Below are 18,444 nucleotides of genomic sequence, written 5' to 3'. Positions count from 1 at the left end.
GGTGCAGCCTTAAGCGCGTCGCTAGAGACGGTCGAGGATCCCACGGGCATAGTTCGCCTGCCCGGCATGCTGCAGGCAGTCGTTCACGATGCTCACAAGGCGAGCGCCGCGCGTGACCGGCGGATCCCACGCCTCGTCGACCACGTCGTCGAGATCGTCGCCCGAGACGGTGCCGAGGTAGGCGACGGTCGCCGCCGTGACCGCCTCGAGGTACCCGCTCAGGAGGTCGGCGGTGGCCACGACTCGCGTCACATCGCCGGCGCTCATGCCGTAGCCCATCTCGTCAGGGCCGAACGGCAGCTCGAACCGGCCGTACCAGCCGTCGGCCGTCCAGACCTCCTCCGACCCGGCGAGGGCGGCGATCTGGGCATCCTGCCCGCGGGCCGTGTGCCACGCGAGCCAGGCGATCGTGTTCGTGCCGGGCGCGGGCCGGGCAGCGAGCTGCTGGGGATCGAGACCGTCGGTGGCGCGATCGACGAGGGCGGGGATCCTGGAGAACGATTCGGTGAGAAGGTCGGACGGAGTCATGACTCCACGCTACGACCAGGGGCCAGCCGGCGTGCGGCGTGCCAAGATTCAGACATGAAGCTGGCCGAAGCCCTGATCAACCGAGGTGATCTGCAGAAGCGCATCGAGCAGTTGCGCTCCCGCGTGATCGCCAATGCCCGCTACCAGGAGGGCGAAGAGCCGGGGGAGAACGCCGAGGCGCTTCTCGCCGAGGTCATCTCCCTTCAGGAGGCCCTCGAGCAGCTGGTCGTCGCGGTGAACCTGACCAACTCGACGACGATGCTCGACGACGGACGCACCATGACCGAGGCGCTGGCCCACCGAGACGCCCTCCGCAGTCGGCATTCGATCCTCGTTCAGGCGGCCGACGCCTCGGCCGGCATGGGAGAGTTCGCGGGCTATCGGCAGCTTCGGAGCGAACTCCGCCAGCTCTCGGCGCTTCCGACCGCGGCCGTCCGCCAGCAGGCCGACGACGTCGCTCGCCGTCTGCGCCAGCTCGACGTGATCATCCAGCAGGCGAACTGGGAGGCCGACCTGGCCGACTGAGATACAGCGCTGAGAACAGCGACAGCACGAGCGGTGAGTCGGTAGGCATCCGCCGGAGCGAGCACGGAGCCGACGGGATGACGGTCAATTCGTCCCACTGCATCCGCGAGGGGCCGCGGGCGGCCGCAAGGCGCTCACACCTCAGCCCAGCACCCATCACAGGTGACCTCGCAGCAGTCACACCTCATCACCGCGTGCTGGCCGGGGGTTCGCCGAGGGCGGGATCGGGGCCTCACCGCCGTGTTCGGAGAGGCCTGCGCCGATGACGGCGTGCGGTGTCGATGTCGGCGGCCCTCGCTACGCTGGCGAGGCCCACCGACGAAAGGCGAGCGCTTGCTGATTTTGCACACCAGCGACTGGCATCTGGGGCGCACGCTCCACGGCGTCGACCTCCTCGACCACCAGCGGGTCTATGTCGACCATCTGGTGGAGCTGGTGCGCGAGCGGTCGATCGACGTCGTGCTGGTGGCGGGTGACATCTACGACCGTGCCGTGCCGTCGGTGCCGGCAGTTCAGCTGCTGTCGTCTGCGCTGGCGCGTCTCGGCGAGTTCGCCACCGTGATCGTGACGCCGGGCAACCACGACTCGGCTGTTCGCCTGGGGTTCGCGTCCGGCCTGCTTCGCGACCACGTCCAGATCCGCGCGACGGTCGACGACCTCGCCGAGCCAGTCGTGCTCGACGACGCGAGCGGCCCGGTCGCGTTCTACGGCCTGCCCTACCTCGATCCCGACAGCGTGCGCGCGGTTCTCGTGCCAGACGAGCAACGGGCCGAGGATCCCACGGCGAGACTCGCGAGATCCCACGCGGCCGTGATGGGCGCGGCCCTCGATCGCGTGCGGGCCGACCTCGCCACCAGGCCGGGCACCCGCGCCGTCGTGCTCGCCCACGCGTTCGTCGTGGGTGGCGCCCCGAGCGACAGCGAGCGCGACATCCGCGTCGGCGGGGTCGACTCGGTTCCGGCCGAGCTGTTCCACGGCCTCGACTACGTGGCCCTCGGTCACCTGCACGGCGCCCAGGGCATCACCGCGCCTGCCGCGGGCCCGGTCATCCGCTACAGCGGTTCGCCGCTCGCGTTCTCGTTCGGCGAGAAGCACCAGGTCAAGTCGTCGGCCCTGGTGCGGCTGGCGGCCGACGGCCAGGTCGACGTCGAGCTCATTCCGACGCCGGTGCCGAGACGCCTCTCCGAGATCACCGGCGATCTCGCCGAGCTGCTCGACGGGCGGCACGACTCCCTGGCCGACGACTGGCTGCGCGTCTTCGTCACCGATCCCGTGCATCCGGCGGGCCTGCATGCGCTCGTGCGTGAGCGGTTCCCGCATGCGCTGTCGATCCAGCACGTGCCGCGGGGCGCGGTCCGTTCGGCCGAACGGCGGGCGGTGCCGGTCGACGCCGATCCCGTCGAGGTCGCTCGCGAGTTCGTCGCGTTCGCCACCGGGGCGGAGGCGAGCGACGCCGAGATCGCTGTGCTGCGTGCGGCCTACGAGGCCGCCGGTCGAGCCGAGCTGAGCGCCTGATGGAGCTGCATCGCCTAACGCTCCGCGCCATCGGCCCCTACGCCGACGAATTCACGATCGACTTCGCCGCACTCCGGTCGTCCGGGGTCTTCCTGCTCGAGGGCCCGACCGGCTCCGGCAAATCGACGATCATCGACGCGATCGTGTTCGCGCTCTACGGTGGCCTCGCGGGTGCCTCGTCGAGCGACGATCGACTCCGCAGTCACCACGCCGGCCCGTCGGTCGAACCGTTCGTCGAGCTCGTCTTCGAGACCGGCGCCGGCATCCACCTCATCCGGCGCAGCCCCAAATGGAACCGCCCGAAGAGCCGCGGCGTCGGCACGACACCCGTCAACATGGCGGTGGTCCTGCAGCGGCTCGCGACGCCGGGTGCCGTCGACGGCGAGACGCTGTCGACGCGGGCACAGGAGGTCGGAGGGGAGATTCCTCGGATCCTGGGGGTCACGAAAGAGCAGTTCCTGCAGACGATCGTGCTTCCGCAGGGCGAGTTCGCTCGCTTCCTCGCCGCCAGCGGCGAAGAGCGTCGGCTCGTGCTGCAGTCGTTGTTCGGCACCGAGATCTACGACCGCACGACCGCGACCCTCGTCGATGCCCGGCGCGCGGCCAACGCCGCCGTCGAGTCGTCGCAGCGCGCCGTCGACGAGGCGCTGGCGGGTCTCCGCAGCACGGTCGACGTCGCCGACGAGCAGGCTCCAGGCGATAGCCCTCGTGTCGAGGAGGACGCCGGTCTCGGTGGTGACGACGGCACGGGAAGCCCCGTCGAGACGATGTCGATCGAGGTGGAGAACGCGGCCGAGGTGGTCGCCAGGCTGAGCGCTGAGTCGGGCTCAGCGGGTGAGCGCCGCGACGTCGCCCGCGCGGCACTCGACGATGCCAGCGCGAAGTCGGCGGAGGTCATGAGGCTGGCCGAGGCGATCGAGGCGAGGCGTGGTCTGATGGCCCGCCGCGAAGCCCTCGCCGGGCGGGTCGCTGTCGTGGCCGAGGCTCGCAACCGAACCGAGCTGGCCGACCGTGCTGCTCTGGTCGAGGGGCCCGCACGAGCGCTCAGCCTCTCCGAGGCGAAACGGGAACGCGCGCGCGACGAGCTCGCCGTACTGCGGGGCAGTATCGACGACAGCCTGTTCGAGGCGGAGCTCGACGATCTTCGAGATCGCCGCGAGCGACTCGCCCACGAGCGAGCGACACTGGCCGCCATCGTCGACCTCGAGGTGGGTCTGCCCGCGCGCGACGACGCGCAACTGCGCACCCGGGGCCGGCTGGCGGATCGTCGATCGGCGATCGCAGCCGGCGAGACCGGGGTCACCGCCCGGGCCGCAGAACGGGAGGGGCTGACGGCCGAGATCGCCGTTGCGGCCGAGCTCGCGGGCACCCTCGACCTCGAGACCCGACGACTCGACGATCTCCACGCCGCCCTGGAGGCGGTGCGGCACCATGCCGAACTGGCCGATGTGTCGCAGATCGCACGGGAGAGCGTGTCAGCCGCCGCCGCTCGGGCCCGCGAGGCGGTCGATACCGAGGCCGACCTCCGCCGACGGCGCATCAGCGGTGTGGCCGGCGAGTTGGCTCTCGAACTGATCGACGGCGAACCCTGCAGCGTCTGTGGGGCAACCGAGCACCCGGCCCCCGCCGTGCTTCTCGACGGCCATCCCACCGATCGAGAGCTCGACGACGCGACCCGGGCTCGTGAGGTTGCGGAAGCCGCCCTGCAGACGGCTCGAGATGCGGCGTCCGCCCTCGATGCGCGACTCGGCGACGCCGCCCGGGCCGTGGGTGAGCACGACGGCGACGAACTGCGAGTGCACCTGACCGAGGTCGAGGCGAAGATCGGCGCGGCCCGGGCTGCGGTCTCGGAGCGGTCTCGGGCAGACGAGCGCCTGCTCCGATTCGACGCCGAGACGGCGGCGCAGGAGGCCGCACTAGCAGCCGAGCGGCTCGACCTGGCGGCAGAGGAAGCCCGACTTGAGACCGAGGCGGAGCGGCTCGTCGCCGACCGCTCGCGCGTCGCCGAGATTCTGGCGGGCCGTGCGGCATCGTGCGTCGCCCTCAGCGACGAGCTGCACGCCGACGAGCGGGTGCTGGTGACGATCGTGCGTGCGCGAGAGGCGGAGGCTGCCGCTGCCGTCGAGGTCGAAGGCCGCCGTGCAGATGTCGAGCTCGCCCTCGCGTCATCGACCTTCGCGAGCGTCGCAGAGGCGTCGGCGGCGCTCCTCGCGCCGGGCGATCGGGCTGTGCTTCTGGCCGAGATCCGAGACTTCGATAACGAGTCGGCCGTCGTCGCAGACGGACTCGCGTCACCCCGCGTCGCGGCCCTCGACGGAGACGAGGTCGCCGACATCGAGGCGGCAGAGGGGGCGCTGGCGGTGGCATCGGCCGCCCACGCCGCCGCCGCCGATCGTGCTTCCCGCCTCGAAGACCGTGCCGCGAGCTCCGAGAGGGCCCTCGGCCGCCTCCAACAGGCCCTCCGCGCGGCCGACGCGGTCGCCGAGGAGTCGCGCGCCATCGTGCGTATGGCCGATGTCGCCAGCGCCAGCGGTGCAGAGAACCTCCACGGCGTCACCCTCGGCACCTACGTGCTCCTCCGGCGCTTCGACGACGTGGTCGCCGCAGCGAACAGCCGGCTGGGGCTCATGTCGAGCGGCCGGTACCAGCTCGAGGCCGCCGAACGCGAGGCCTCGTCAAGGGCACGCCGCGCCGGGCTCGCGCTGACGATCCGCGACAACGCCACCGGCACGACGCGCGACCCGAAGAGCTTCAGCGGCGGCGAGACCTTCTACGCCTCGCTCAGCCTGGCGCTCGGGCTCGCCGACGTGGTGCAGGCCGAGGCGGGCGGTATCGAACTCGGCACGCTCTTCGTCGACGAGGGCTTCGGCACGCTCGACCCCGAGACCCTCGACGCAGTCATGGCCGAACTCGGGGCGCTGTCGGCCGGCGGTCGCGTCGTCGGCATCGTCAGCCATGTCGACGAGCTCAAGCAGCGCATCGCCGACCGGATCGAGGTGCGGCGCCGGCCCGACGGCTCGTCGACGCTGACCTCGATGGTGGGGTGAGCGAGCGGGGAGTGGTGGCCGAGGGGCGGGGGCCAGAGCGACGCGTGCCGGATCCTTCGGTTCGCCTCCAGAATGGAGCGATGCAGATTCGTGCGTTCCGCCCCGCTGACACCGAGCCCGTCGTCGCCCTCTGGGAGGAGGCCGGGCTGACCCGCCCGTGGAACGACCCCCGCAAAGACATCGAGCGCAAGCAGCGCGTGCAGCCCGAGCTGTTCCGCGTGGGCGTCGAGGGCGACGCGATCGTCGCGACGGCCATGGCCGGATACGACGGACATCGCGGCTGGGTCTACTACGTCGCCGTGGCCGACTCGGCGCGCGGAACCGGGCTCGGGGCACAGATCATGGCCGACGTCGAGCGCCTGCTGACCGACCTGGGCTGCCCCAAGATCAACGTGCAGGTGCGCCAGGGCAACGACGCCGTGATCGGCTTCTACGAGCACCACGGCTACTCGCCCGACGGCGCGCTCGGCTTCGGCAAGCGCCTGATCTCCGACGTCGCCGACTGACACGTTCGCCCGGGGTCGTCGCGCTACCCTCGCCAGGTGCCCTACGCGTATCACCGGCTGTTCCGCGCCCGTCCCCGCTACCGCTGGTGGAAGCCGCTCGTGGCTCTCGTCGTCGGCGTCGGCATCTACTACGCGCTGAGCATCGTCTGGCAGGAGCTCCTCCTGCTGACAGTCGACGCGATAGGCGGCGCTCAGGCCCGGCTCGATCTCGTCGGCGACATTCGGCGCAACCAGCAAGACGCCTCGAATCCGCTCGTGATGCTGTTCACACTCGGCTCGCTCGCGCTGCTTCTGCCCTCGATGATCGTGGGCGTGCGGATCCTCGGCCTCGGCCCCATCGGCCAGCTGTCGAGCGTGGTCGCGCGCCTTCGCTGGCGCTGGATGGCGCGCTGCATCGTTCCGGCGGTCGTCTACATGGCCCTGCAGGTCGGTCTCGGTTTCGTGGTGCCCGCGTCATGGCAGGGCCAAGGATCCGACACGGCCGCGACCCAGACGACCACCCCGCCGCTGGCGCTGTTCGTGTCGATCGTGCTGATCCTGCTCCTGGTCCCGTTCCAGGCGGCCGGCGAGGAGTTCGCCTTTCGCGGCTTCGGGATGCAGGCGCTCGGATCGTGGGTGCGCTGGCCCGTCGTCGCCATCGTCGTGCCGACGGTGGCCTTCGCCTTCGCGCACAGCTACAACGTCTGGGGCAAGCTCGACGTCGCGACCCTCGGGGTGGCCTTCGCCTACCTCACCTGGCGGACGGGCGGGCTCGAGGCGGGCATTGTCGCCCATGTGGTCAACAACGTGGTGGTCTTTCTCCTGGCGGCTCCGGTCGTGAGCACGCAGCAGGCTGACGGGTCGCCGGGTGCCTTCGCCGTGACGCTCGTCGCCTCCGCCGCCTATGTGGGCCTGGTCACTCTCGTCGCACGCCGAAACGGACCCGAGCGCGTGGCGCCCGAGTCCGTTCCGGTGGGGGATGCTGCTGTCTGATGAGGATGTCAGCCGGCGAAGAGGCCGGTGAAGATCTTCGAGGCCTCGTCGTTCGTCATCTTCTTCTCGGCGGTGATGAGGTTGACGGTGGAGCCGAGGTCGGTCGTGGCGGTGAACTCGCGGTTGTCGCTCTTCTCGGAGCCCTTCGACGTGGTGAGGACGGAGCCTGAGAGCTTCGCGACGGCGTCGTTGTCGATGACGACGCGGCTCTTGTCTTTAGCGACCTTGTCGGCTGCCGAGTCGGACTTCGCGTCACCGCTCGACTTGGTCTCTTTGTCGTCGACGTCGACCGCGATGACGCTGCCCTTCTTGCTCGACCAGACGCACTGGCCGCCCTTGCCGTCGATCTTCGAGTGCGACTCGAGCTTCATGCCGTCGATGCTCGAACCGAGCGCGGATTCGAACGAGGTGCAGTCGTCGGCGTGGAGTGCGAGAGGCTCGCTGGTGGTGGCGGAGGACGTGCAGCCCGTGAGGGCGGCCACGGCTGCGGCGGTGAGGGCGGTGGCGGCGAGGAAGCGCTTCATGGGGGTCTCCTAAATGAGTTCGGGATTGCCAATGTAACATATTGGGTTTTATCGGACCAGAGCCTGTGGATAAGGGAGCCGGGGTGTCGGGCCCGGCTCGTAGACTCGCCGGGTGACTACGACGACAGACGCGGCCCCGCGGCCGGGTGCCCCACTGCCACTCGACGTGTTGCAGGAGGTCTTCGGCTACGAGTCGTTCCGCGGCAGCCAGGCCGAGATCATCGACCAGGTGGTCGGGGGCGGCGACGCCCTGGTGCTGATGCCCACCGGTGGCGGTAAATCGCTGTGTTACCAGGTGCCCGCACTCGTCCGCGACGGCGTCGGCATTGTTGTGTCTCCGCTCATCGCGCTCATGCAAGATCAGGTCGACGCCCTCGAGGCGGTCGGTGTTCGCGCCGCCTTCCTGAACAGCACGCAAGACGGCGCTGAGCGCCAACGCGTCGAGAACGCCTTTCGAAGCGGCGACCTCGACATGCTCTATCTCGCGCCCGAGCGGCTTCGGCTCGAATCGACCAAGCGGCTGCTCGACGAGGGTCAGATCTCGCTCTTCGCCATCGACGAGGCGCACTGTGTGGCGCAGTGGGGGCACGACTTCCGCCCCGACTACCTCGAACTCTCCGTGCTCCACGAGCGCTGGCCCGCAGTGCCCCGAATCGCCCTCACGGCGACGGCGACGGAGACCACGCACCGCGAGATCTCGACCCGGCTCGACCTCGACTCCGCGCGCCACTTCGTCGCCGACTTCGACCGACCGAACATCCAGTACCGCATCGAAGCGAAAGACCAGCCGCTGAAGCAGATTCTCCGGCTGATCCAGACGGAGCACCCCGGCGACGCCGGCATCGTCTACTGCCTGTCGCGCAACTCCGTCGAGAAGACGGCCGAGTCGCTCGTAGCGAATGGCATCCCCGCCCTCCCTTATCACGCCGGTCTCGACGCCGCGACGCGGCAGCGAAACCAATCGCGCTTCCTCCGCGAAGACGGAATCGTCATGGTCGCGACGGTCGCCTTCGGCATGGGTATCGACAAGCCCGACGTCCGATTCGTCGCCCACCTCGACCTCCCCAAATCGGTCGAGGGCTACTACCAGGAGACCGGTCGAGCCGGGCGTGACGGCCTGCCGGCGACCGCGTGGCTCGCGTACGGGCTGCAAGACGTCATGCAGCAGCGACGAATGATCGACCAGTCGGAGGGCGACGCCGCGCATCGTCGGCAGCTGACCGTCCACCTCGACGCGATGCTCGCGCTCTGCGAGACCGTGGAGTGCCGACGCGTGCAGCTTCTCGCCTACTTCGGGCAGTCGTCGACGGCCTGCGGAAACTGCGACACCTGCCTCACGCCGCCGACGTCGCTCGACGGCACAGTCGCCGCGCAGAAGCTCCTCTCGACCATCGTCCGGCTCAAGCGCGAACGTAACCAGCAGTTCGGCGCCGGGCATCTGATCGACATCCTGCTGGGCAAGAGCACCCCGCGCATGGCGCAGCAGGGCCACGACAAGCTCGCCACCTTCGGAATCGGCACCGAGCTCTCTGATGCGGAATGGCGCGGCGTCGTTCGCCAGCTGCTCGCCAAAGGCCTGCTCGCCTCCTCGACCGACGGCTACGGCACCCTCCTCATCACCGACGAGTCGGCAGCCGTGCTCGCGGGCGAGCGGCCCGTGCTTCTCCGCAAAGAGCCGGAGCGTCCGTCGCGAGCGGCGCGCTCGCGGCGATCCGGGCCGGGCGCCTCCGTCGCCGACCTGCCGGCCGAGGCCCAGCCCCTATTCGAGAAGCTCCGAGCCTGGCGCTCGGCAACGGCGAAGGATGCGGGGGTTCCCGCCTACGTCGTCTTCGGAGACGTGACGCTCCGCGGTGTCGCCTCGATGAGGCCATCGAGCCTCGATCAGCTCGCGACCATCTCGGGCGTCGGCCAGAAGAAGCTCGAGAGCTACGGCGAACAGCTGCTCGCCGTCGTCGCCGAGTCGGGCGGCGGTGGGCCCGTGGGGAGCGCCGTCGCGCCTGCTTCGGGTGGGTCGAGGGGCGGGCGTGCCGGATCCTCGGCCAGTCGATTTGCCGCCGCGCCCTCGCGCGCTGTCTCGAGCTCGCGCGCCGTCTCGAGCTTCGACCCGGGGCCTGGCGTGGGTGTCGATGAGCCGGGCGCCTATGAGCCTGGCGCCGACGATGGCGGGTGGCCTGACGCGCCGCCCGACGACCCGTACGACGAGTCGGTGCCGCCCGACGACTGGCGCTGATTCTCGGGCTGATTCTGGGGCTGGTCGCTGGCCGGGGTTCCTCGAAGTGACGCGATTCGGCCATTCTGACGCGGCGCGCCGGGTCGCTTCGGCCGATTCGCGTCAGGTCGTTGGCCGCCGGCTCGCAGCGCACGACCCGCAGCGTCATGAGAATTGACCCTTGCGGGGGCTCCGAATACCGTCTCGACATGGCCCTCGACAGCGTCAACCACCCCGTCTCCACCTGGACTTCGCCCGACGCAGCTCTCGCCCAGCCTCTCGTCGACGACCTCGCCCGCGACTACGACGAGCGCTACGGGCTGAACGACGGCATCCCCTCGTCGGTCGAGCTGACTCGGTACCCCGCCGAGCTGTTCGCGACGGCTCGCGGCGGGGCGTTCCTGATCCTCGAGCAGGCGGGGACGGCGGTTGCGGGTGGGGCCTTCATGCGCCTCGACGACGAGACGGCCGAGATGAAGCGGGTGTGGACGCACCCCGACCATCGGCGACGCGGTCTCGCCGGGCGGGTCATGGCAGAGCTCGAGGGCGAGGCGAGGATCCGAGGCTACCGCCGTGTGAATCTCACCACCGGAGCTCGCCAGCCCGAGGCCGTCGGGCTCTACCTGCACCTCGGCTACGTCCCTCTCTTCGACGTCGAGGGTGACTACGAGGCGATCAGCTACCTCCGGTTCACGAAGTCGCTCGTCGACTGAGTTCTCCACAGGGGGCGTATTCCCCTGGCCAGCCGATCGGAAGAAAGGTAACATTTCGCATGTCTTCCTCTCCGATCCGAAGGTGGCCCTGTGAATTCGCTCGCTCCGGCAACGCTCTCCGCTTCTCTCCTCGACGATGTCATCGGGCTCCGACGCTCGTCTGACGGGCCTTCCGGCGGGTCGCACCCGACCGATCGTTCCCCGGTGGCTTTCGCGCCGCGACCTCGGGGCCGGGGCCGTACCGTCGTCGCTCTGCTGGGCGCCGGTCTGGCCGGGCTCCTCGCGGGCATCGACGTGCTTCTCCTCGTGCTCCTCGAGACGCTGCTGCGAGGCGTCGACGCCGACAGTCTCGACGTGCCGGGCATGGGCTTTGCCGCCTGGTCGGCCGAGAACGGCCTCGCCTACGGTTTCGGTCCGGCTGCGATCGCCATTCTTGTCGCGTGCACGGGTGTCGGTGTCGCACTCGGCTGGATGTTCGTTCGGTCGAGTCGATCGAAGTCGGCGGACAGCTCTCAGGCGTAGCGTCGATCGCGGCGCCGACGGCGCCGTGTTGGGGCAGGTGGCCCCGCAGAGAGGCAAGCGATGAAGGTGACCGTTCTCGGTCTGGGAATCATGGGCCAGGGGGTAGCGGCCACGCTCCTCCGCGAAGGCTTCGACGTGACGGTGTGGAACAGATCGCCCGACAAGGCCTCCGATCTTCAGGCGGCCGGAGCCTCGGTTGCGGGCACGCCCCGCGAGGCGGTCAGTGACGCCGACGTGATTCTCTCGATCCTCTTCGACGCCGATTCCGTGCTCACGGTCTTCGACGAGGCGTCGTCCGCGGTTCGCGACGGCGCAGTGTGGGTGCAGGCCAGCACGATCGGCATCGACGGAACACGCCGCGTCACCCGGGCCGCCGAGGCGAAGGGCGTGTCGCTCATCGAGGCGATGATGCTCGGCACCAAAGTCCCCGCCGAGAAGGGTGCCCTCGTCATGCTCGCGGCGGGCGATGCCGGGCTCATCGAGAAGGCGTCGCCCGTGCTCGAGGCGATGGGCTCGAAGACCGTCGTGGCTGGCCAGTCCGTCGGCGACGGTTCGGCACTCAAGCTCGCGGCGAACGCGTGGATCGCCAGCATCACCGCTGCGACCGCTCAGTCGATCGCACTGGCGGAGGCGCTCGGGCTCGACGGCGACCTCTTCTTGCAGGCGATCGACGGCGGTGCGAGCGACACCCCGTACGCGCACACCAAGGGCGCGACCATGCTGGCGCACGATTATCCGGCGCAGTTCGCACTCGACGGCCTCCGCAAAGACGTGGGGCTCATCACCGAGGCCGCTTCGGGAGCGGGGGTCGACGTCGGCCTGCTGACCGCTCTGAGCGCCGTCTACGCGAAGGCCTCCGAGTCGGGGCACGGTGGCGACGACATCGCGGCCGTCTACGAGGGCTTCGCGGCGTCTCGCTGACGGGCGGCTGGTGGCTGGTGGGCTGGCTGGCGGGCGGCTGGCCGCTGGCGGGCGGCTGGCTGGCTGGCGGGCGACCCGAGCCGCCGAGTGCCGCCGAATGCCGGAAGTGCATTCGGCGGCACTCGGCGTCGCGTGCACGTTGGGGTAGCCGTCGAGCGCCGGGGCACCAAGCGCCGGGGCAAGGAGTTGCCGAGTGCCGCCGAATGCCAGAACGGTGCTCGTCTGGCGCACAATTGGCGGCACTCACCGTCGCGCGAACGCCGGGGTAGCTGGCGAGTGCCGCCGAATGCCGGAAGTGCGCTCGCTAGGGATGCATTTGGCGGCACTCGGTAAGCCGGCCGGAGCGAATCACGACAGGCCGCACTCGAAGTGAGCGCTCACGGGGATTAGTCTCGACGCATGACGTTCACCGCCGAACGCGAGCAGAACTGGGCCGGCACTCACGTGTACGGCGCCTCGCGCATCCTCCAGCCCCAGTCCGTCGACGAGCTCCAGTCGATGGTGAGAGAGACGCCGCGCATCCGGGCGCTCGGCACCCGGCACTCCTTCAACGCGATCGCCGACGGGCCCGGTGTGCTCGTGTCGCCCGTCGACATCCCGACCGAGCTCGTGATCGCTGACGACCGCCTGTCAGCGACGGTCAGCGCGGGTGCGCGGTACGCTGCCGTCGCCACCGAACTCGAGGCTGCCGGCCTGGCCTTGCACAACATGGGGTCGCTCCCGCACATCTCGGTGGGCGGAGCCACCGCCACGGGCACGCACGGCTCGGGCTCGCGCAACGGGTCGCTGGCGACCTCTGTCCGCGCCCTCGAGTTCGTCACCGCCGACGGATCTCTCCGGACGATCCGTCGCGGCGACGCCGACTTCGACGGCAGCGTGATCCACCTCGGCGCACTCGGCATCGTGTCGCGGGTGACGCTCGACGTCGAGCCGTCGTTCCGTGCTCGCCAGGACATCTACCGCAACCTCCCCTGGTCGGCCATCGAGGGCGACGGGCTCGCGAAACTGATGGGCCTCGGCTACAGCGTCAGCCTGTTCACCGAGTACGGCGACGACATCTCGGCGATGTGGGTCAAGACCCGAATTCCCGAGGGGCAGGAGGACGTTGAGGTTCCCGACGAGATCGGCGGTGCCCGGCGTGATCCCCGCCAGGTGGGGCTGGTCAGCGACGACGACAACACCACGCCGATGGACGGCTCGGTCGGCCCCTGGCATGAACGTCTGCCGCACTTCCGCATCGACCGCACGCCCTCGAACGGCGAAGAAATTCAGTCGGAGTACTTCGTCGCGCTGGCCGACGGGGCGGCGGCCGTCGCCGCGGTCCGCACCCTTGCCGACCGGATTCAGCCGCACCTGCTCGTGACCGAGCTCCGTGCCGTGGCGGCCGACGACCTCTGGCTGAGCGAGACCCAGGGGCGCGACTCGCTCTGCATCCACTTCACCTGGGCTCGTCACGTCGACGAGGTCGCAGCACTGCTGCCCCAGATCGAGAGCGTGCTCGAACCGTTCACCGCGCGGCCGCACTGGGGCAAGGTGTCGACGCTCGATGCAGCCGCGATCGAGGCGCGGTACCCGCGGATCGGTGAGTTCCGTGAGCTGGTGACGCAGTGGGATCCTTCGGGCAAGTTCGGCGGCGGCTACCTCGACCGGCTCGTGCTCGGGCGGTAGCGGCGGAGCCAGGAGTACGGGCTGAGCTCGCGACGAGACCGCCCGGCGCTTCTGGGGTGGGGCTTCGAGCCGATCTGTCGGTGGTCGGGGGTAATCTTCGTCGCGAGGATCCCGGTTCGACGGGGTACGGCAAGGGGTACAGCACGGCTATGACGACACGTTTCGACCGCCCGAGAATCGAGGCCGCGGTGGCCGAGATCCTGGCCGCCATCGGCGACGACCCGGCTCGGCCGGGCCTCGTCGACACGCCCCGACGAGTCGCCGACGCCTATGAGGAGTTCTTCTCGGGGCTCGACGTGGATGTCTCCGCCCTCATGGGCACCAGCCTTGTTCCGGCCGAATCGGGCGAACTCGGCGAACTCGTCATCGTCCGCGACATCGAGTTCCGCTCGGTCTGCGAGCACCACCTCCTGCCGTTTGTCGGCGTCGCTCACGTCGCCTACGTTCCCGGGTCGCAAATCGTCGGCCTCGGTCGCATCCCCGGCCTCGTCGACGCTCTCGCATCGCGGCCGCTCCTGCAGGAGCGCCTGGGCGAAGACATCGCGCGGGCCCTCGACGACGCGGTCGCTCCGGCGGGCGTGCTGGTCGTGCTCGACGCCGTGCATGGCTGCGTGACGACCCGGGGTGCTCGCCAGACCCACAGCTCTACGGTGACGGTTGCGAGTCGGGGCACCCTGTCTGACCCCGCGCGGCGGGCCGAAGCCATCGCGTTGATCGGTGGGCCGACCGCGTGAGCGAGACGGTGATGCCGAGCGGCTTCGTGCTTCCGGCCCTCACGACCCCGGTGCGCCGGATCGGCCGACGCACGTTCGACTTCGACCGGCAGATCGCCGTCATGGCCATCGTCAACCGCACGCCCGACTCGTTCTTCGACCAGGGGGCGACTTTCGCGCTCGACAGTGCCGTGGCCGCGGCAGTTCGCGCCTCCGCCGACGGCGCCGACTGGGTTGATATCGGGGGAGTGCCGTTCGCGCCCGGCCCCGAGCTGCCGGCCGCGGAGGAGGCGAACCGGGTCGTGCCGGTGGTTGCCGCGCTCGCCGAGCAGTCCGATGTCGTCATCTCGGTCGACACCTTCCGCGCCGATGTCGCTGAGTCGGCTATCGCGGCCGGTGCGGGCGTTATCAACGACACGACGGGGCTCGCCGACCCGCGCCTCGCCGACGTCGTCGCCGACAGCGACGCGACGCTCGTGCTCACCCACTCGCTCGCGGCACCTCGCCAGCCGTATCCGCGGCCGCAGTATGCCGACGTCACCCGAGAGGTGCTCGACCGGTTGCGCTCCCGAGTCGACCTCGCCCTCTCCCGGGGCATTCCCGAGAGTCGGCTCATCGTCGATCCCGGCCACGACCTCAACAAAAACACGGCGCAGACGCTCGAGATCACACGTCGTTTCGCCGAGTTCACGACTCTCGCCCTGCCGGTGCTCGCCGCCGTCTCGAACAAAGACTTCATCGGTGAGAGCCTCGGTCGCGACAAACCCGAACGCCTCGCCGGCTCGCTCGCGGCGGCGACGGCGTGTGCCCTGTTCGGCGCTCGAGTCGTGCGCATGCATGCCGTGCGCGAATCGATCGACGCCCTCCGCATGGTCGAGGCGATTCTCGGCTGGCGCGAGCCCGTCAACCCGGTGCACAACCTATGAGCGGGGCGGGCGACGAGCCGATCGGCCAGATCTTTCCGACGGCGGTGGCCGCCCTCGACGACGACGCTCTTCTTGCCCTGCTGGCACCGGCCGATCGCGCCGTGCCGCGCCTCCGCGCGAACTTCGTCGCGAGCATCGACGGCTCGGCGACTGCGGAGGGGCTGAGCGGCAGTCTCGGCGGCCCCGCCGACCGCACTGTCTTCGACCTGATGCGACAGCTCTGCGACGTCATCGTCGTGGCGGCCGGCACTGTCGCAGCCGAGGGCTACGCCGGGCCTCTCGTACCCGCGGCGGCCAGTGCCTGGCGGGTGGCGAACGGGCTCGCACCGCACCCGGCGGTGGCCGTGGTGACCGGGCGACTGTCGCCGGATCCTGAATCAGAATTCTTCACCCAGAGCCCCGTGCGGCCGCTCGTGCTGACGGCCGCATGGGCCGACGCGGGTCGGCGCCGAGCGCTGTCGGAGGTCGCCGACGTGATCGACTGCGGCTCCGCGACGGTGGAGCCCGGGCTGATCGTCGAGTCGCTCGTCGCGCGGGGCCTCACGCAGATGCACTGCGAGGGTGGCCCCTCGCTGCTGGGAGCCCTGATCGAGGCCGACGTGCTCGACGCGCTGTGCCTGACGATCAGTCCGTCGCTCGAGGGTGGCTCCGGGCCGCGGATTGCCGTGCAGCCGGGCGATGCGGCGCCGATCGACCTGCGCGCCATGCGACTCGACCACGTGCTGCACGCGTCGGGGATGCTGCTGACGCAGTACACGCGGGCGCGCTGAGGCGTGCTGACCCTCCGGCGCGGCACTGACCCGCACGATTGGCACAGACCCCGGTGATCCGCACAGACCCGCATCGCCGGCAGAAACGGCACGCCGCGGCCGAGGGTTTAGGCCGCCCGGGCGGGTGTGAGCCGATCCGACGGGTTTGAAGCGGGCACACCGGTGTAGGAACCCGCTCCGGCGCGCTACGAGCCGAGCGAAAAGCGGGCGGCGGGTCGCGAACGGCCCATCGCAATATCGGCGAGGATCCGGCCCACCGTCGGCGTGAACTTGAACCCGTGGCCCGAGAAGCCCGCGCCGATCGTGACCGGCCCGACCCGGTCGAGCACGAAGTCGGTGGTATCGGTCGACGTGTACGTGCAGCTGATCTCGACGAACGCGTCGGGGTCGACGCCCGGCAACCACTCGGCGGCGTAGCGGCGCAGGGCCGCGAGCTGCACCGGCTCCGAATCGAAGGTGCGCGCGTCCGGGTCGATTTCGAGCCCGGTGCCATGCCAGCCGACCTTGACGCCCTCGGACGGGGTCAGCATGCCGTAGACATCGCTGTACCAGTAGTCGTCGTGCGCCCGATCGCGCAGGTGGTTGAACGACGGCCAGGTGCTGACGAGCGCAGGATCCGAGACCGCGAAGTGAGCGGGCTGCTCCTGCGTCACGATCAGCCGGGGTAACGGGATGAGCTCACCGAGCAGCTTTTCCGTCCACGCTCCCGCGGTCACCACGACCGACCGTGCTCGGATCGTCTCTACGACCCCGTCCCTCTCCAGCTCCACCTCGGCAAGATCGTCGGCGAGGAGTCGGATGGCGACGGCGCGGGTCTCATGACGGATGTCGGCGCCATGCCCCTGCGCGGCGCGCTGCAGGGCGACGACAGAATCGTCGGCCCGGACCCGACCGGACTCGGGGGAGAACAGCACGCGGGTGTCGAACCGCATGCCCGGCCAGCGGTCGTGCGCGGCTTCGGGTGCGAGAAACTCCGAGGCGATGCCGGCGCCCTCGAGCTGCGCGTGCGCGGCGTCGAAGCGCGCATCGGGGCCCTCACCGTGGTTGACGAGCCCGACGAGGTCGAGCAGCTTCTCGCCCGACTCGTCTTCGAGCTCGCCCCAGAGACGTCGTGCTTCGACGAGCATCGCGACGTAGTCGGGCTCGGTGTAGGCGACGTTGAAGTTGCGGAACTCGCCGTGCGAGGCGCCGTTCGCGTGGCCCGGCGTGAAGCGCTCGGCCAGCACGACCTCGCGCCCTGCTCGAGCGAGAGCCCAGGCCGTTGCGGAGCCCATGGCTCCGCCACCGATGACGAGGGTGTCGACGTGTTCGATGGTCCGCTCCTTCTTCGACGTCCTTCTACCGTAGGTGCGGAGCGTGCCGCAGGGCAGGATAGGAACGTGGGGATTGCACAAGAATTGGAACTGCTCATCCGTGAGCCGGAGACCGGGAAGTCGCGCGTCGACGCCGTGGCAGCCCGCGCGGCACTCGCAGGGGCCCTCCTGGCAGACCTGCTGATCGAGCGAAGGATCGTTCGCGACGAGCGGGGCAAGCTCGTCGTCGTCGACCGTTCACCGCTCGGCGACTTCGTCCTCGATCGGGCGCTCGCCTCCATGGCGAGCGACCCCAAGCCGCGGTCCGTTCGCCGGTGGGTGGCACGTCTGGAGAGGTCGGGCGTCCGCGAGGACGTCCTGGGCACGCTGGTGACGCACGGTGACGTCGAGGCTCGCACCCATCGGATCCTGGGCCTGTTTCCGACGACGCGCTACCCGGTCGTGAACACGCGAGCTCGGGGAGAAGCGGTGGAGTCGATCCACAACGCACTCGTCGCAAAGGGACCGGTTCCCGATCGCGGGTCGGCCCTGGTCGGCCTCTGCGACGCCGCCGGACTCCTGAGGCAGGTCGTCGGACCGGTCGACCGCCATCGCCTCAAGCCGTTTCGAGACGTCGACGTCGCCCGCGCAGTCCGAGCGTCGATTGCCGAGAAGCGGTCGTCGTCGGATACGGGCATGATCGGAGGCGGAGGCGGAGGCGGAGGCGGAGGAGCAGGCGGCGACGGCGGCAGCTAGGGGGCGGAGTTACTCCTCGAGGTCGCCTGGCCCCTCCGGCTCCACCTTGGTCTCGTCCATCCGGTCGCGGAGCTGATCGGACATCGCTGCGGCCCCCTCGGAGCCGTGATCGTGCTCGACCTGCTCGATGAGGCCCGACAGCTTGTCTTTGTTCGTGGCCTCGTTGCTGCCGTCCATCATCGGTGCGGTCTGTTCGCTATTGCTCATACCGCGAACCTACGCCGGCTCCGGCGGCGAGCCCCAGGCAGTTATTCGCGGGATGGCTGACCCTGACCTCCGCGAACCTCGGCGGCTGACCGCTTCTCCTTCACGACGCCGCGTTGTGCTCAGTGGGGGA

18 protein-coding genes are annotated in these 18,444 nt (G+C 69.9%); 14 read left to right on the top strand and 4 right to left on the bottom strand.

All coding sequences use genetic code 11. The annotated features are described in order from the left end of the window. Positions 1-21: 21 nt before the first annotated feature. Positions 22-528: a mycothiol transferase gene (locus VH571_RS03555; protein WP_423263352.1), complete on the bottom strand. Its 507-nt coding sequence runs from the start codon at positions 526-528 to the stop codon at positions 22-24. Positions 529-582: 54 nt separating this feature from the next. Here VH571_RS03555 and VH571_RS03550 point away from each other — a divergent pair, with 54 nt between their 5' ends. The 5 genes from VH571_RS03550 to VH571_RS03530 all read left to right on the top strand — a co-directional run bounded on the left by VH571_RS03550 (position 583) and on the right by VH571_RS03530 (position 7,093). Next, positions 583-1,053: a DIP1984 family protein gene (locus tag VH571_RS03550; protein WP_055961000.1), complete on the top strand. Its 471-nt coding sequence runs from the start codon at positions 583-585 to the stop codon at positions 1,051-1,053. A 333-nt stretch (positions 1,054-1,386) separates the two neighbouring features. Next, positions 1,387-2,568, top strand: coding sequence for an exonuclease SbcCD subunit D (locus VH571_RS03545; protein ID WP_423263351.1), 1,182 nt, complete (start codon positions 1,387-1,389; stop codon positions 2,566-2,568). Further along, positions 2,568-5,615 (top strand): AAA family ATPase, encoded by a 3,048-nt coding sequence (locus tag VH571_RS03540; RefSeq protein WP_423263350.1) that lies wholly within the window; start codon positions 2,568-2,570, stop codon positions 5,613-5,615. The genes VH571_RS03545 and VH571_RS03540 overlap by 1 nt, the downstream gene beginning before the upstream one ends. Before the next feature lie 80 nt (positions 5,616-5,695). Further along, complete coding sequence (locus VH571_RS03535) at positions 5,696-6,121, top strand: GNAT family acetyltransferase (protein WP_055960990.1); 426 nt, start codon at positions 5,696-5,698, stop codon at positions 6,119-6,121. A gap of 36 nt (positions 6,122-6,157) precedes the next feature. Further along, the gene (locus VH571_RS03530) at positions 6,158-7,093 is read left to right on the top strand and encodes a lysostaphin resistance A-like protein (protein WP_423263349.1); all 936 of its coding nucleotides are present in this window, start codon (positions 6,158-6,160) and stop codon (positions 7,091-7,093) included. Positions 7,094-7,101: 8 nt separating this feature from the next. Here VH571_RS03530 and VH571_RS03525 read toward each other — a convergent pair whose 3' ends face one another. Next, a complete protein-coding gene (locus tag VH571_RS03525) occupies positions 7,102-7,617 on the bottom strand; it encodes a hypothetical protein (protein ID WP_423263348.1) in 516 nt (171 codons plus the stop codon). Between the two features lie 112 nt (positions 7,618-7,729). Here VH571_RS03525 and recQ point away from each other — a divergent pair, with 112 nt between their 5' ends. The 8 genes from recQ to VH571_RS03485 all read left to right on the top strand — a co-directional run bounded on the left by recQ (position 7,730) and on the right by VH571_RS03485 (position 16,059). Further along, positions 7,730-9,847 carry a DNA helicase RecQ gene (recQ, locus tag VH571_RS03520; RefSeq protein ID WP_423263347.1) on the top strand — a complete coding sequence of 706 codons (2,118 nt, stop codon included), beginning with the start codon at positions 7,730-7,732 and terminating at the stop codon, positions 9,845-9,847. 188 nt (positions 9,848-10,035) lie between these two features. Next, positions 10,036-10,539 carry a GNAT family N-acetyltransferase gene (locus VH571_RS03515; protein WP_423263345.1) on the top strand — a complete coding sequence of 168 codons (504 nt, stop codon included), beginning with the start codon at positions 10,036-10,038 and terminating at the stop codon, positions 10,537-10,539. Positions 10,540-10,629: 90 nt separating this feature from the next. After that, on the top strand, positions 10,630-11,061 hold the full coding sequence (locus VH571_RS03510) for a hypothetical protein (protein WP_423263344.1): 432 nt from the start codon (positions 10,630-10,632) through the stop codon (positions 11,059-11,061). 60 nt (positions 11,062-11,121) lie between these two features. After that, positions 11,122-11,982: an NAD(P)-dependent oxidoreductase gene (locus tag VH571_RS03505; protein WP_423263343.1), complete on the top strand. Its 861-nt coding sequence runs from the start codon at positions 11,122-11,124 to the stop codon at positions 11,980-11,982. 399 nt (positions 11,983-12,381) lie between these two features. After that, complete coding sequence (locus VH571_RS03500; protein ID WP_423263342.1) at positions 12,382-13,650, top strand: D-arabinono-1,4-lactone oxidase; 1,269 nt, start codon at positions 12,382-12,384, stop codon at positions 13,648-13,650. Between the two features lie 149 nt (positions 13,651-13,799). Beyond that, positions 13,800-14,384 (top strand): GTP cyclohydrolase I, encoded by a 585-nt coding sequence (gene folE / locus VH571_RS03495; RefSeq protein ID WP_423263341.1) that lies wholly within the window; start codon positions 13,800-13,802, stop codon positions 14,382-14,384. Between the two features lie 11 nt (positions 14,385-14,395). Further along, on the top strand, positions 14,396-15,289 hold the full coding sequence (gene folP / locus VH571_RS03490) for a dihydropteroate synthase (protein ID WP_423263379.1): 894 nt from the start codon (positions 14,396-14,398) through the stop codon (positions 15,287-15,289). Beyond that, the gene (locus VH571_RS03485) at positions 15,286-16,059 is read left to right on the top strand and encodes a pyrimidine reductase family protein (protein ID WP_423263339.1); all 774 of its coding nucleotides are present in this window, start codon (positions 15,286-15,288) and stop codon (positions 16,057-16,059) included. The genes folP and VH571_RS03485 overlap by 4 nt, the downstream gene beginning before the upstream one ends. A gap of 185 nt (positions 16,060-16,244) precedes the next feature. Here the strand turns inward: VH571_RS03485 and VH571_RS03480 are convergent, their stop codons facing one another. After that, positions 16,245-17,453 carry an FAD-dependent oxidoreductase gene (locus tag VH571_RS03480; RefSeq protein ID WP_423263337.1) on the bottom strand — a complete coding sequence of 403 codons (1,209 nt, stop codon included), beginning with the start codon at positions 17,451-17,453 and terminating at the stop codon, positions 16,245-16,247. On the opposite strand from VH571_RS03480, the gene VH571_RS03475 reads away from it, so the two are divergent. Continuing rightward, positions 17,439-18,107 carry a GOLPH3/VPS74 family protein gene (locus VH571_RS03475; protein ID WP_423263336.1) on the top strand — a complete coding sequence of 223 codons (669 nt, stop codon included), beginning with the start codon at positions 17,439-17,441 and terminating at the stop codon, positions 18,105-18,107. The genes VH571_RS03480 and VH571_RS03475 overlap by 15 nt on opposite strands. Positions 18,108-18,116: 9 nt before the next feature. Here VH571_RS03475 and VH571_RS03470 read toward each other — a convergent pair whose 3' ends face one another. After that, positions 18,117-18,314: a hypothetical protein gene (locus VH571_RS03470; RefSeq protein ID WP_423263335.1), complete on the bottom strand. Its 198-nt coding sequence runs from the start codon at positions 18,312-18,314 to the stop codon at positions 18,117-18,119. Positions 18,315-18,444 lie beyond the last annotated feature (130 nt).

It is taken from the genome of Frondihabitans sp. 4ASC-45, assembly GCF_049472575.1.
In the GTDB taxonomy this organism is placed as follows: domain Bacteria; phylum Actinomycetota; class Actinomycetes; order Actinomycetales; family Microbacteriaceae; genus Frondihabitans.
Note: the sequence above shows the minus strand (reverse complement) of the source record. Positions and strands in the feature narration are given on the sequence as shown.